We start from the raw sequence: 13440 nt of genomic DNA on the forward strand, positions 1-13440 counted from the left end.
TATCCACCTAAGGGACGATAGGCAGTTGCAGGTAACTCGGATGATCCGGGCCCGTGTAGATGCGGTTCACTGCGTCGACGTGATAGCTCTTGTCATAGGCGCGAACCGGTACGCCCGCCGGTGCATAGGGCTGAATATCCACCAGCAGACGGCAACCTTTGCGGATCATCGCGGTGCTGGGGTTGAGGCCGACCTCGATCGGTACGATCTCGCCAATCTGCAGCGGGGCACAATCCTCCTCCAGGTGGGTATGCACGGGCCAGTACTCGGTTGAGCGCTCGACATCGAGCTTGCGGCGAGACACTTTCAGCAAGCCATGGCCAACCGGGTGAATGTGAACCGGATCCACAGGAAGCACCACCGACTCAAAACGAATCTCCCGGTCGTGCTCGTCCAGCACGCGCAGCGACACAAAGACATCCATGTCGGCACTGCTCGATTCCACCCACAGACCGACCTTCATGTACCCGGCGAGCACCAGGTCTTCGCTCATCGGCTCGCTGACAAACGAGATGCCCGTAGACCAGCGCGGCGTGCCGTCATTGGAGCCTGCAGGCGCGAGCGTGGGAGTGCCCAGATCAAGGTGCGCGTCATACTCGGCGCTTCCTGGCGCGGTGGGCACGGTTTCGTTGATGCGCAGCACATTGGGGCGCCGTCCATCGTTTTGCCAGCCTGAAGGCCGGGCATCGAGGTACCAGCGGCGGTACTGGGTTCGCGCAATCGGCCAGTCGTTTTCGTGCAGGACGAAATGGGCGCCGTTGCCAGTGCGCACCTGCACCCGCACGGGGGCCTCGTCCGGCACGCCGTTGTCGATTCCCTTGAGCCAGTAGTCGAAGTAGCGCATGTGTTCTGCAATCGACTTGTTGCTGTACGAGTCCGGGAACCAGGCATCGGCAAAATCAAATTTCCGTGCTTTGGAGGCGGTGGAGCGGATGTAAGTTTCGCTGCTGCCCAACTGGTGAATGATGGCGCCCACCTGAGGGCCAACGATCCATACCGGTGCGGTGGCCCTGCTCATATCCGGGCGCATGAAAATGCTGCCATTGGGGCCATAGGCGGCGGTGTCGTTGAACGGCGTGGCCAGGGCGCGGGCCATCCAGTCCGTTTCGGGGCGCTCACCGCAGTGGTTATTGCCGGACCAGATCTTCCACCACCAGTTCCAGAACCCGGCACCGAAGATGCCGCCGCCATACAGGGCCTCATTGTAGATATCGGAGTCGGTGCCTTGGGCGATCATTGCCTTGAGATGCGGTGGCTGCAGGCTGGCCACACTGTGCTGGGCCATGGCCAGGTAGGACATGCCCCACAAGCCGACATTGCCGTTCGACCAGGGCTGAGTGCCCGCCCATTCGATGGCGTCGTAATAGTCTTCAGCTTCCTGCACGCTGAAAGGAGCTTGCAGGCCTGGGCTCTTGCAGACGCCGCGTGCGTCCACACGAATGCAGACGTAGCCCTCTGGCACCCATACCGAGGTGTCGACGGTTTCGTGGTTCTCGTACTGGGCGCCATCCGGGTTTCCGGAGAAATAGCGGTCCTCCATTTCCTCCTTGCGCAGAACGTCGGCCTCGTTGCAGATGCAGTCGTGATAGAAGCTCTTGCCATAGAAGCCCTTGCTCATCACCACTGGGTAACGGCCCGGGGCGGCGGGGCGGAACACATCGGCGCAGACGTAGGAGCCGTCGCGTAATGGAATGCGCACATCCGTCATCTTGATGATGCCGCGAATATTGCGCCGCAACTCGTTACGACTGGTGGCTGCGGCGCACAGCGTGCGTGGCGTTCTGGCGGTGAAGACACCCGGCGTGGCGTTCAGCGTGTCGAGGATCAGGAGCAGGGTGGGATCGTCGGCAAAGTCGACGACCCCGCCCTGGCCCATGGGCATCACAGGCGGGCTGAAGTTGATCGGCGTAGCGCCAATCAACTCGTGCACAATGGGGGAGATGGTGACACCCGACTCGATATCGCCTTGCTGATCGAGGGTATGGACGAACCGCGCCAGGTTGGTCACCGACGGGTCGAGGAGCTTGTCGAGTTTGCCGTCCACACGCTTGGCGAGCTGCGCCAGGTTCAAGCGTGGGGCGGCTTCGACGGCACCCAAAACAATACCGCCGACCAGAAAGGTAATGGACTCATTGGCGCGGTACTGGAACTCGCCAGAGGCGCTGGTAACACCGGACAGCGTGGGCGTCTGGTATTTCAGGCCTGCAATGGGGCCAGCAATAATACCGGTCAGAACAGGACTCGGAGTGGGAGCAGAAGCGTTACTCATGGATCAAACCGCCATAAACGGAAGTTGCAGATAGGAGGCATGCTGCCCGCCGGTATGAATCACGTGCTGCCCGCTGTTGGCTCCGGCGTATTCAGCAATGCCAGGCATCAGTGTTCCCGAGAGATTTCGCGAGCTGATGATGAAGCGCAATTGTTCGCCCGGGTGGAACGCCAAGCCGATGGGGAGCAGATCGATTTCGATGTCGACGATCTCGCCAGGCGCCAGCTTTTCCACACGGTCGAAGCTGTGAGCCGGGACGTCGTCGGTTGACAGCGCTTCATCGAGATGGCGAGTCGATACCCGCAGGCGGCCATCCGACCCTTTGTAACGAAGCACGGTGGCGCCGTGGTCGGTCAGGTCATGCACCCTGGCGCTCTGGTTATGGGCGGTGAACTGCTGCAGTGGTGAACCGTACTTATCGAGCTTCTGGATAAGCACAAACAGGTCCATGTCGTCGGCGCCGCGTGCCTCGACCCACAGATGCGCCTTGGGATAGCCCACCATTACGGTCTCTTTTTCGAAGCGCGTGATGAATGAAACCACATCGGGGTTAGCGCCCACGTCGTAAATCGCAGGGACCTCGTCGGTGGGGGCACTGGCGTTCAGGGTGCGTGCACCGCCGTCGAGGTACAGTTTGGTCGAGACCACTTCCTTCGGCGGGAAGGCGTCTGCGGGCAGATTGAGCTGGTCACCGCCCTGGAAGTCATGCAGCGCATAGCGCACGCGGGGGGTGGTTTCCCAGCCGTTATCTAGGTCTTTGAGGTAGCGGTCGAAGAAGCGGCGCAGGTCTTCCACGTTGGCTTCGTCGTAGTAGTCCGGCCACTCCTGGCTGTTGTGGATGCGAAGCCACTTGTCTGCCGAGGCGATGCGTCGCCAGCCGCGGAAGGTGCCCGCGGTATGCAGCGTGTTGGAGTAACTGGCCACCACAAAGGCTGGCACGGTGATGCGGTCGAAGTCGGGGATCTTGTTCGCCCACAGCTCGTTCATGAGCGGATAGCGCTGCGCCTCGGCCAGCACGTCCTCTTTCTGGCTCTTGCCAAAAAAGCTGCCGTTCTGAAGCAGGCCCGCGAAGCCCGTATCCGGCATGCCGCCGCGCATCACCAGATCGCGGTAGACATCACTGACACCTTCCCACGGGTTGATCGCCGCCAAGTGCTTGGGCTGCTCGGCGGCGGTGAACCATTGCGACACCGCAAGGTACGAGGTACCGCTCATGCCGACCTTGCCGGTGCACCAGCTCTGCTCGGCCAGCCATTCAATCAGGTCGTGGCAGTCACGGCCTTCCTGGCGGTCCCACAGCACACTGTCGCCTTCGGAGTCCACCACGCCACGCACGTCCGGGTTGCAGATGGCATAGCCGTGGGCACACCAGTAGGCCGGGTCCGGAGCCTCGAATTTGGCAAGGCCGGAAACGACCGAATTGCTCAGCCCCACCAAGCCGAAAACGCCCATCACACTCACGGACGTGCCCTGGCCCTTGCCATAGGGACTCCAGGCCACGATCACCGGCACCTTCTCGGTGCCAGCAGGCCGGAATACGTCGACGTAAATAGTCACACCGTCGCGCAGCGTCACCGCCACATCTTTTTCAAACACGATGTCGACCGGAATGGGCCGAAATGGCGGGGCGACCTGGAACCCTGCCTTCAGCGTTCGGGTGCCAGGCTCGAAGGCAGTGAACACACCGGTTCTGGCCGGCGGTAGCGGTTGGGACGGCACGAACAGTTTTTGGTAGTCAGTCATGCTAACTCCTTGTTGTTTTTTGATTGCGGGACCGATTTCCATAAGGTACGACCGTCGACGAATTAATTCAACATGTGTTGATATGTGTGGGGTGTCAAAATATGTAGAGAGTGACGATGGATAAAAAAACTACCTCCACAGCGCGTCGTGGACGGCGGCCCGGGCCAAGTAGCACGCGGCAGAAAGTGCTGGATGCCGCGCGTGTGCGCTTTGCCAGTGCGGGCTATACCCGCACCACAATCCGGCTTGTAGCGGCTGACGCGGGGGTCGATGTGGCGCAGGTGATGCAATTCTTCCGATCCAAGGACGAACTTTTTGCGGCAGTGATGGCGATTCCCGAGTCCGCGCTGCAACGGTTCGGTGCCCTGTATGAGGGCCCCGACGAGTACCTGGGTGAGCGGCTGGTTCGTGCCTATCTCACGGCGTGGGAGGGCATCGCCGAGGAGTCCGGCCCTCTGATGGCCACGCTCCGGGGCGCGTTCGTCAATGATCAGGCACGCAATCAGTTGCGCGGTTTTATCCAATCCAGATTGCTGGCCGGCACCAGCGAACGCCTCAGCTCCGACGCCATGCTGCGCGCGGGCCTTGCGTCATCCTTGCTCGTCGGATTAATCGTTGGTCGGCGGGTCTTCGGAGTACCCGTTCTGGTTGCCGCGGAATCGGAAGAGCTGGTCAAGGTTATGGCGCCTGCCATTCAAAAGCTTCTGGTGCCGTAGGCAAAAGCCGCGAATGCCGGAAAGGGGAATGACAACATAGCCAGCTTTTCTCCTGCCATCTTTTAATCCGTGCACGTTGGCGTGTTGCTGTGGCAGACCGCCGCGCTGAATGTACCTGGACCTCGGTGACCTAAACGCCCAGCGGGCAGCTTTCTACAGCCCCATCAGGCACCTTTTGATTGACCCGGAGTTGATGGTACGCATGCTGTCGTCGGCTACTACTGCTACGGCCTTCGCTCCGAGCGGCGGTTGTGCGAAGGTGCATCTGAACTTGGCCTACCGCCGGTTCTGCCGGGTGGAGCTGGAAGATGAAGTGCCGTACCACTCGACCTTCTCCAAGAATCGCCATTTCGGCCTCGGTCCGGTAGCTGACGACTTGTCATTGTGGTCAAGCAGGACGCCGCCGCTAGCACGCTGAAGCGCGTGACCGGCAACTACCTCATGGCTGGCGTGTCCGGTCTGCGGTAGTACGAGCTCACAGCAGTACTTTTCCTACAGACCTAGAAAAGTGCTAACAACTGATGGTGATAATGCTGCGAAAAACTGACCTGATAGGCTGATGTGATATCGGAACTGTCTAATGACAAGCTCCGTCCGACACCAGCACACACTGGAGTCTCAGCATCCTCGTTCTGCAAGCTACCCAGGTGGAGTCCGACAACCGCTTCACCAATGACCTCGCCAGAGACAGTAGCAGTCGTATGCACACGGCTCAAAAGGGCTAGATCCTCAGGTAAATCATCAGCCACTCGCTGGGAGAATCCTTCGAGTGTTGACTCCGCTAAAACAAACAACCAAGCCTGATCATCAAATGTGCCCGTACGTCGTAGCACACGCCCTAATACCTGCCGATAGTGCAACTCCGTGCGAATGCGGCTGAGGTAGCAACAAACTTGTAGTCGAGGAATGTCCGTTCCTTCACTGATCATCCCTACCGCAACGATCCAACGGGAGTTGCCGCTTCGGAATTCATTTATCAGGTACTGGGCGCGCGCATCTCTGTTGGTAACAATGCGGCAAGACTCTCCCTTGGCTTCAAGTGCCAGCGCAACCTGGTGGGCGTGATTGACGTCGGTAGCAACTACGAGTCCAGCCGCATCCGGCTTGATCGCCCGGAGTTCATCGAGTTTGGCGATCCCCAGAGCGAGCATTTGATTGATCATGTCCGGATGGCGAAGCAGCTCCTCGTACGAGACCGGCGACTCACTCAAAAGCTTGTCGATACTAGGAAAGAGTGTGACCGTGCTGTCATCTGCTAGCTCTTCAGTCAGCTTCACCGCATGGTTATCCAGCAGCACAATTCGAGGCGAGCGGCATACATTATCTGCAATGGCCTCCTCCAATCCGTATCGATAATCACAAATCAATCGGCCCTCAGGCGCTGAGTAACGGGCCAGCGCAATCCCCTTGTCGTCGGAACGCCATGGTGTGCCCGAGAGCGCCAACGTAAATGCTGCACGATCCTGTATTTTCTCGATGATCTGCTGCCCCCATGCATTGCTCAAAAGAGGATCATGGCCAGCGCAATGATGAATCTCATCGAAAACAGCTAACACTCGATAGTCGTCCAAGAGCGCCCAGAAAGCCTCTGCCTGATACTCCATCGCCTGGTAGGTGCAGGCGTCACCGATGGCGCCGATCAACCCATCAAATCGCTTACCTAACACCCCAGAGAAGGTGGAACGGAACCCATCGACAACTTGGCAGGAAGGCGCAAAACAGAGCACCAGATCGATCTCGCCTTGCTGGAGCAAGCAGTTGGCCAATTCTGCTGCCATCCGCGTTTTTCCAGCGCCTGGCGTTGCTTGGCAGAAGAAGTGCGGTGTCGTGGCGTAATGGTCCAGCGCCGTCTTAATGCATCGACGCTGCCAGTCTCTCAATGATGCTTTCATAACATTGGCGCAAATGTCTTCAGGGTATTCTCGACCGCGCGAAGATGACCTAGCAGGCGAGAGCTGCGATCCCGTGCCTCAAAATAGTCACCCTCGACCCGGTTCCTAAGGTGGGGCATTTCATCGAGGAGTTGCTTGTAGCGCTCCGTCTCTCCCATCGCAGTCAAAAACTCGAGCCGAATCTCCTTCAGCAACGATTCCAGATGCTCCAAGACATCGATCTCTGAGGTTGATGGCGCCTCATGAGCAATGTCCTGAGCCGGCTGCTGCAGCGGCTTGAACTGTGGCGGAGGATTGATCTTGAAACCATCGTCGATGAGTTCGAAATTCAGGCCTTCTGGGATTGGTCCAAGGTGATAGACCTGTCCGCGCTTGCGACGCTCGGGGTCCTGAGTGATCCAGCCAACTCGTAGCATCCGCCGGATCTGCTCATACACGTACCGACGCACCTCGCTGAGGTTGAAGCTTGCTCCAGCAAGGCACTCAGCATAGGCATCGCGCAAGTCACGGGTCGTAAATTGCACGTGCCTCTCCTGCTGCAGCAGCTCGTACAGCCGCCTGTCGAAGATGAACGAATCCGATTTCATGCGGGGATACCTGGAGCGGGTGTCGCGGCACAACGAAAAATACGGATTATAGTCCGTGGTCGATGCGTCCGCAAACGCAGGATATTGCCGCCTCAAGGGAATCGAGGCGGCAATGGGTCAGCTTGCAAACGCGTTGGGCAAGAACATCCGAGCACAAAGGAAGGCCAAGGGGCTTTCTCAGGATGCCTTGGCGTTGTCCTGCAAAATTGACCGAAGCTACATGGGACGCATAGAGCGCGGCGAGGTAAACCTCACCGTAGAGAAGTTGTACTCCATAGCCGTTGTGCTGGAGTGCGAGCCAGGATCTCTGCTGCCCCCAGCATCCATTGGCCTCGATTGATGGCCAGGCAGGGTTCGAAAGAGACTCAGTATTCTTCGAGCTGCCTGCTTAGTAAGCATTCTCCTTCCGCGTCCATTTAGCAAAAACGGGGAGCGGACCAGCTTCCGACGACATTCAGTCGAGCCTGTCTAGTAATCCGGCTTTATCGCGCCTAATTGCTGTCCACCCGCCAATTTAGCTACTGGCATCCGAGAACGGCATCATGGAACCGACGGAACTCTTCGTCTCGCTCTAGCAGCAATGCGATGTCCACTCTTGAGGCTGCTAACTGGAAATGCTCGGCTAGGTATTTTCCGCCCCTGCGTCGGACGACGTCCCGGTCAATATCAATCCAGGTTTCGATCGATGGGTTCGGAATTGAAGGGACCCAGTCTTTGAACTCCAGTCCTTGCGAGAGCATGGCCGCTGTCCCCACTGGATCGCCATCGCTGTCTGTGACGATCAGCACCTTAGATTCGGACTGGAAGGTGTTCCACAGCGCATTGGCAACGCATGGAATGGTCAGCTTGCCCATCGCCGTAATGATCTTCACTGATCGACCAGAACTAGCTGTCGCGAGTATGCGTTCGACGAACGTGGCTATAACCACACGATCTGCCTCTCCCTCGCAAACAATCAACAAATCGGCAGCTGTGGGTTGTGCAGGCTGAGTCGCTAGAACCAGTCCCATCATGGGGTCGAAACGTAGGTGGTCAATTTCGATAGTGCGAGTTTCCTCAGCCGTGACAACCTCGCCCTCTGTCGGAAGGTAGATGGTGCCTTCCTCTGACGCCCCCCGAAGCTTCGGTTTCAGGACGTTCTTGAAGCCGCTGCCGCGAATGATGGCCGCATCCATATCACGTCGGTCGAACAGAATTACGTTGAGTCCTTTGCCGAGCATGAGCGCATCGACAGCGTCCTTCGCGTATCCCGACATGGAGATGAAGATTCCGATTGTCCCCGCGAGCTTGCCATCCACCTTGCCCTTGAATTGATAGAGAGTGGACGCCGGCAGCGGTTCAGAATGCCATTTGGCCTCAAGCAAGTAGATTCGTCCGTCGAGATAGATCGAACCATCGATCTGCTCTACTGCCGGGCGATATCCAGCACGTGGTTCAAGGTTGTCTAGCGTAAAGAGCTTATGGAGCAGGCGCTCGAACGCATAGCCTCGTCGGCGCTTCTCATTTGGATCAGAATCAGCGGGCAGGTTCGAAAGCTCTTTGTATTCTGTTTGGATTTCTTCGAGACAGGTTATCTAGTCACACAATAAGGCAAGCGGCTGAGGGAGACCCAAAGCCAGTGCGTGGAGACCGACATTTGTAAAATCGCGTGGTCATCGCAACGCGCCAGCAGTAGCTACTCCAAAGCGGTAAGCTCGTTCGCGGTAAACCATTCGGACTGTTTAATTGCCTCGAGCGCCGTAGCGGGGTTCTTCGCCCAAAGAACCAGGGCGAGGGTTTCCTCGGCTCGGCTGCAGGTGACATAAAGTAGCCGGAGGGTCCGATCGATAGTGGTCTCTTTTCCCCCCTCAGCGTTCTCAAGATCAGTAGGGCTCAATTTCTCTGAGCCGAAGAGTTTGTCGTAGGAGAACATCGTGCCGCCAGCTTCCTCATCATCCATGATGACCATGACATGCTTGAACTCAGAGCCTTTCACGACTTGATGCGTCGCGAGTTCGGTTTCACCCCCAAGATAGGCGTGATAACGAGCAATTTCTTGCCAGGGCGTGCCGAAGAGTGCGTGCCAGCCACGCTTACGTCGTTCCTCTTTCGTTTCCTTGCCCCTTACTTTGGGCTCTGGAGGTGGAAGCGACGAATCACGATAGGCCTCGACTAGGCGACTATCCGCTTCGAAGAGGCTGGCTTCGATGACCGGTTCCAAGACTTCTCGCACGGTTATTCCGGGTGTGATGGCTGCGGTTGCGAACCTCATAACTGCAGCGTGAGCTTTGGCCAGCGCGGCCTGACGCTCGGCGCTAGCGTCGGGGACCTTTGCAAGTGCGCCGTGCCTACGTAACACATCCATCACGCTGAACTCGTTCACTGAACCATCCGGCTGCAGACATTCGGAAAGTTCAACCATTGGGCCGAGAAGTGGCCTCACCATAGTGGGTCCCGTCCGCTCGCCATTGCTCTTGGGCACCGCGGCATCCTTGTCCAGCAGTTCCATCGCGCGGTATGCCGCGTAAAAGTTGCCTCGCTTGGCGGCAAGTTTGTGCTCAAGGGCGAGGGTTTTGTAGCCACGCCCACGCTCTTGCCAGGCCGATAGGGCAGTCACGGCCGACATGGTCAATGAGCATTCCGTTTCCCTCCGGATCTTCTCGGCGAAATCCGTCTTAGCATCGCCAACAAAGATTCGAACGGTTCCGGCGTTCTTCTCTGTCCTAGAGTGCTGGGGGACACCAGTCTTGGGCTGAGTACGGCCCTCGATATCCGAGTCCCAAATCTTGTTGATGAGTTCAACGATGCGATGCTGGCTACGATGATTCATCTGCAATGCAGGGCGCGCCCAATCTTCCGGCACGTGGGACGGTAAGTCGTGGTGACCGTCAGGGTAGATTCGCTGCCGATGGTCACCGAGGAGCCCTAGTGTGATGCGACCCAGACGGTTTTTGGATAGCTCAAATAGCGCATCAAGTACTCCTTTCATCGTGTCCTGGGATTCATCAATAAGGATGAGGGGGTGACGGTCTTCTAGGATGCGCTGGAGTGTTGGGCGTTTAACAATTAGCCATGCGGTCACATCCAGAACGTTGGTGTGCGATAGCGCCCCCGGACCGAAGGTGTTTCGGTCCGGGCTATACCTAAATTCATCGGTCTTCCGTATTTCCTCTGCCTCTGCCTCGATCTCCGCATATTTCCGCCGGTCGGTGTCGGACTCGCCCTTTTTCTTACCCATCGCATGGGCTTTGGCAGCCGCAAGATCTTCGACATTGAACGCAAGCAACGCTTCGCGGATGTCATCATCGAAGCCCTGGATGAGTTCCCAGCAAAAGGAATGGATGGTCGAGACTTCGGTCAGGTAATTTTCGCCGAGACGACCGTTGACGACAGCGGTCGCGTTTTTGGTGTAGGTGATAACACGCACCGACTGTCCGCGAGACCTAAGTCGTTCGGCATAGTGAGCCCCCGCTTCATGCTTTATCACTCCAGTGACTCGACGCAGAACCTCAATTAGCGTGCGAGTCTTTCCGGATCCTGCGCCAGCGAAGAGAAAGAAACTCCGAGGCGGGGTCGCCGTGATGTAGCCGCAGATGTCCTCGACGACATGAGCGTCGCGATCGTTTCCGAGAGATGGCAGTTCGGTACTCAAGGGGTCTCTCCTGCAGTGACGTTGAGTTGCCCGCTCAGCCAGTTGAGCGCGTCGGTGATATATGCGGGGCATTTCAGATCGTGGCCAGCATTTAGCCGTTCGAACAGGGTTGCCGCAAAATCGCCTTTGCTGAAGCTCCCGCGGAGCATGGCATGGAGTTCCCTGAGCAGCTCGGCGTGGTCAGGGTGGTCGAGCACTAGGCCGATTACCTTTGCCAAGGTGCCGCGGTGTTTAACTTTCGCAGCGGTGATAGGGTCCACCTCCTCGTCCAACGCTTTGAACCAATCGATGTTGGAGAGAACTAGAGAGTCCTCAAACGAGCTGGGCCACTGGCCGCTGGCAGCCGCAATCGGAAGCTGCCACGCGAAGCGGACTTGAGCGCCCGTGTTGGATGTCCAGACCAGTTGGGTAGGCGTCGGCTTACCAAAAGCTTGAAATTCCTCCAGCATCGGATGCCATGAGGTCAATGTGTCATTCCCGCACTCCAAATTTTCTTGGCCGGCGATGTGCGCTGCTTCCCGGACAAGGCGTCCCTTAGCAGTTTGGGTTGGCAGAACGGGATCCAAGTCGGTGATGACGATCGTCGGAATCCCCAATCGCTCCACTAAGGGTTTTAGGCGGTGAGCGTGGCTACCTCCGATATCGAGGAAAGAAACATACTTCTTGGCAAGCTTGGGGAAATCCCGTTCGATGAAAAGTGGCACCAGCATTCGCTCTGCTGTTCCTTCCACGAAGATGGCGGCGTCAGCGAAAAGCAGGTCGGTGTGTTGCACCTGAAAGTAGCGTTCGGCGAAAGTCCTGGTTAGCGCGTCGTCACCGAACGCATCGCCCAGGTTAACGACCTGCGTGCTGGGTTTTATGCCGAGCCCCGTGCTGGCTACCCGCCTCACGTACCGCAGACGGGTGAAGTTGTCTCCATGAGCCAAGTGGCTCGAGTGCGTGCTGATCAGCAGCTGACTGCGGAGATAGCTATGCACCTGCTCCTTTGGACGAATGAGCTCGTGGGCGCTCTTCGAAAAATTGCGTTGAACCTGAACGTGCAAGTGGGCCTCAGGTTCTTCAACCATCACGAGGTGAACTGCCGCCGGACTACCCTGAGGCGGATTGAGGCGTGCAGCGCGGAACGATACGAGCATGAAGCTCAGCGACTGCAGATTCTGATAGCCGAGGCCAATAGAGTGTTCAGGCAAGGACTCATCAACAGCAGTCTTGTCCAGGCGGTACTGGACGGCAGTGCTGTGAGCAAGAAGGTCTGCGGTCTGGATTCTTGTACGAAAATGGAATTGTTGAGGGTCATGCAGGCCTGGGTATCCAAGGATCTCCACATCCTCCATCGCTGGCTTTAGCGCCTTGTAGATAGATTTGTCGAGGTCTGCTTGTGCGTTGGCGACGGCTTTGACCAAGTCTTCTCGGTGTCCGTGGCCGGATGGGGCCACGTTCAAGTGTTGCCGAGCGAACTTCATGAGTTGGCTTGAGAACAGACCCGGTCGAGAACTTGCGGACTCAGACCGCATTTCGTCTTCCTCTGCACCGAGTCCTCGTTGGGCCGGCACAAAGTCCACACGAATGAGCTTGCGCAGATGCTGCAACTCGATCGGTTCTGATTCAGGTGGCAGCACCTGCAGGTCGCGGCGCGATTTATCGGCTAAGGGACCCTTTGTGGGGTCGAGACGGTAAGCAGCTATTCGGCGCAGATCCGCAGATTGTCGGAGCCAGTAGTCAAGTAGATCCATCGGCCAGGCATGGCCATCCTTCGGGAGCTCTCGGACCGGGGCGCGCGCTTCACGGTAGCGCCAAGCCAGATTGCGAAGTTCGTTGGCGTCTGCAACAGGCTCAAGCCGCACCCGTACACCAACTGCGCCACCCGACCACTTCAGCGAAGTGATGAACGGCGCAACATGGTTGTACGCCCCCTCTTTAGCGTCGAACCAAAGATCAATGAACGGCATGCATGCCTGGAGTTCCTGATACTCCGCCTCCCATGATTCGGCATCCTTGGACTCCGTCGTGGGATCCTCATCAAGTGCCTCCCACCGTTGGCACACCTCGCGCAACTTCGCCCACTGCGAAAGGCTAATGTCGAACGCGCGGAAACCGGGTGACTCGCTCAAGAAGTTTCGGAGCACTGTGAGGAGGGAAGTTTTACCGCTGTTGTTGGCGCCTACCAAGATGGTAGTGACCTCGTCCAGCTCAAGCCGGGTCTTGGCCAAGCGTCGAAAATTACAGACCTCAAGGCAGGCGAGCCGGATCGGCGGGGTGTCGATAGCTGCAGCTGCAGCTGCTTCGGGGGAGGGCGCCGCTGGGATCACGGGCGGGATGTCGGTGCGAGAGGAAGCAGAGATCTGGTCTGTGGTCATGGCGCCTCCATGCGGCCGCCCAGTTATTGACGATAAGTGACACCAAGGCATAGCAGCCGGGTGCTTCAGAAACTGAGCATACTGTCACTTGGGCATACCGGAAGAAAGTGCCAGCTTCCGCCTGCAAGGCAAATACTTCCGATCCGTTGCAAGGAATTGCTCAGAGAAGGAGAAAAACAGATTCTGGCGCCACAAAAACTAAAATATGCGCAATTATGTGAAAATTCATAATTTCGTCTGGGCAA

10 protein-coding genes are annotated in these 13440 nt (G+C 57.7%); 3 read left to right on the plus strand and 7 right to left on the minus strand.

The window, feature by feature from the left end; genetic code table 11:
• Positions 1 to 7 precede the first annotated feature (7 nt).
• Both DM872_RS04180 and DM872_RS04185 read right to left on the minus strand, forming a co-directional pair.
• Positions 8 to 2269 carry a CocE/NonD family hydrolase gene (locus DM872_RS04180; protein WP_179058276.1) on the minus strand — a complete coding sequence of 754 codons (2262 nt, stop codon included), beginning with the start codon at positions 2267 to 2269 and terminating at the stop codon, positions 8 to 10.
• A gap of 3 nt (positions 2270 to 2272) precedes the next feature.
• The gene (locus DM872_RS04185; RefSeq protein ID WP_179058277.1) at positions 2273 to 4012 is read right to left on the minus strand and encodes a CocE/NonD family hydrolase; all 1740 of its coding nucleotides are present in this window, start codon (positions 4010 to 4012) and stop codon (positions 2273 to 2275) included.
• A 116-nt stretch (positions 4013 to 4128) separates the two neighbouring features.
• Between DM872_RS04185 and DM872_RS04190 the strand changes: the two genes are divergently transcribed.
• Together DM872_RS04190 and DM872_RS30830 are read left to right on the plus strand one after the other, a co-directional pair.
• Complete coding sequence (locus DM872_RS04190; protein WP_179058278.1) at positions 4129 to 4728, plus strand: TetR/AcrR family transcriptional regulator; 600 nt, start codon at positions 4129 to 4131, stop codon at positions 4726 to 4728.
• Between the two features lie 109 nt (positions 4729 to 4837).
• Entirely contained in the window at positions 4838 to 5146 is a 309-nt protein-coding gene (locus DM872_RS30830; protein ID WP_179058279.1) for a transposase, read from the plus strand.
• A gap of 82 nt (positions 5147 to 5228) precedes the next feature.
• On the opposite strand, the gene DM872_RS04200 is transcribed toward DM872_RS30830, so the two are convergent.
• Together DM872_RS04200 and DM872_RS04205 are read right to left on the minus strand one after the other, a co-directional pair.
• Positions 5229 to 6620, minus strand: a complete 1392-nt coding sequence (locus DM872_RS04200; RefSeq protein WP_179058280.1) for a DEAD/DEAH box helicase — start codon at positions 6618 to 6620, stop codon at positions 5229 to 5231.
• Positions 6617 to 7207, minus strand: coding sequence for a hypothetical protein (locus DM872_RS04205; RefSeq protein WP_179058281.1), 591 nt, complete (start codon positions 7205 to 7207; stop codon positions 6617 to 6619). Before DM872_RS04205 ends, DM872_RS04200 begins: the two co-directional genes overlap by 4 nt.
• 112 nt (positions 7208 to 7319) lie before the next feature.
• On the opposite strand from DM872_RS04205, the gene DM872_RS04210 reads away from it, so the two are divergent.
• A complete protein-coding gene (locus tag DM872_RS04210) occupies positions 7320 to 7547 on the plus strand; it encodes a helix-turn-helix domain-containing protein (protein ID WP_179058315.1) in 228 nt (75 codons plus the stop codon).
• Positions 7548 to 7725: 178 nt separating this feature from the next.
• On the opposite strand, the gene DM872_RS04215 is transcribed toward DM872_RS04210, so the two are convergent.
• The 3 genes from DM872_RS04215 to DM872_RS04225 all read right to left on the minus strand — a co-directional run bounded on the left by DM872_RS04215 (position 7726) and on the right by DM872_RS04225 (position 13195).
• A complete protein-coding gene (locus DM872_RS04215; RefSeq protein WP_218649059.1) occupies positions 7726 to 8571 on the minus strand; it encodes a TOPRIM nucleotidyl transferase/hydrolase domain-containing protein in 846 nt (281 codons plus the stop codon).
• A 311-nt stretch (positions 8572 to 8882) separates the two neighbouring features.
• Positions 8883 to 10838, minus strand: a complete 1956-nt coding sequence (locus DM872_RS04220) for a UvrD-helicase domain-containing protein (RefSeq protein ID WP_218649061.1) — start codon at positions 10836 to 10838, stop codon at positions 8883 to 8885.
• The gene (locus tag DM872_RS04225) at positions 10835 to 13195 is read right to left on the minus strand and encodes an AAA family ATPase (RefSeq protein ID WP_179058283.1); all 2361 of its coding nucleotides are present in this window, start codon (positions 13193 to 13195) and stop codon (positions 10835 to 10837) included. Before DM872_RS04225 ends, DM872_RS04220 begins: the two co-directional genes overlap by 4 nt.
• Positions 13196 to 13440: the final 245 nt, after the last annotated feature.

The organism is Pseudomonas taiwanensis (assembly GCF_013393345.1).
GTDB lineage: Bacteria > Pseudomonadota > Gammaproteobacteria > Pseudomonadales > Pseudomonadaceae > Metapseudomonas > Metapseudomonas resinovorans_C.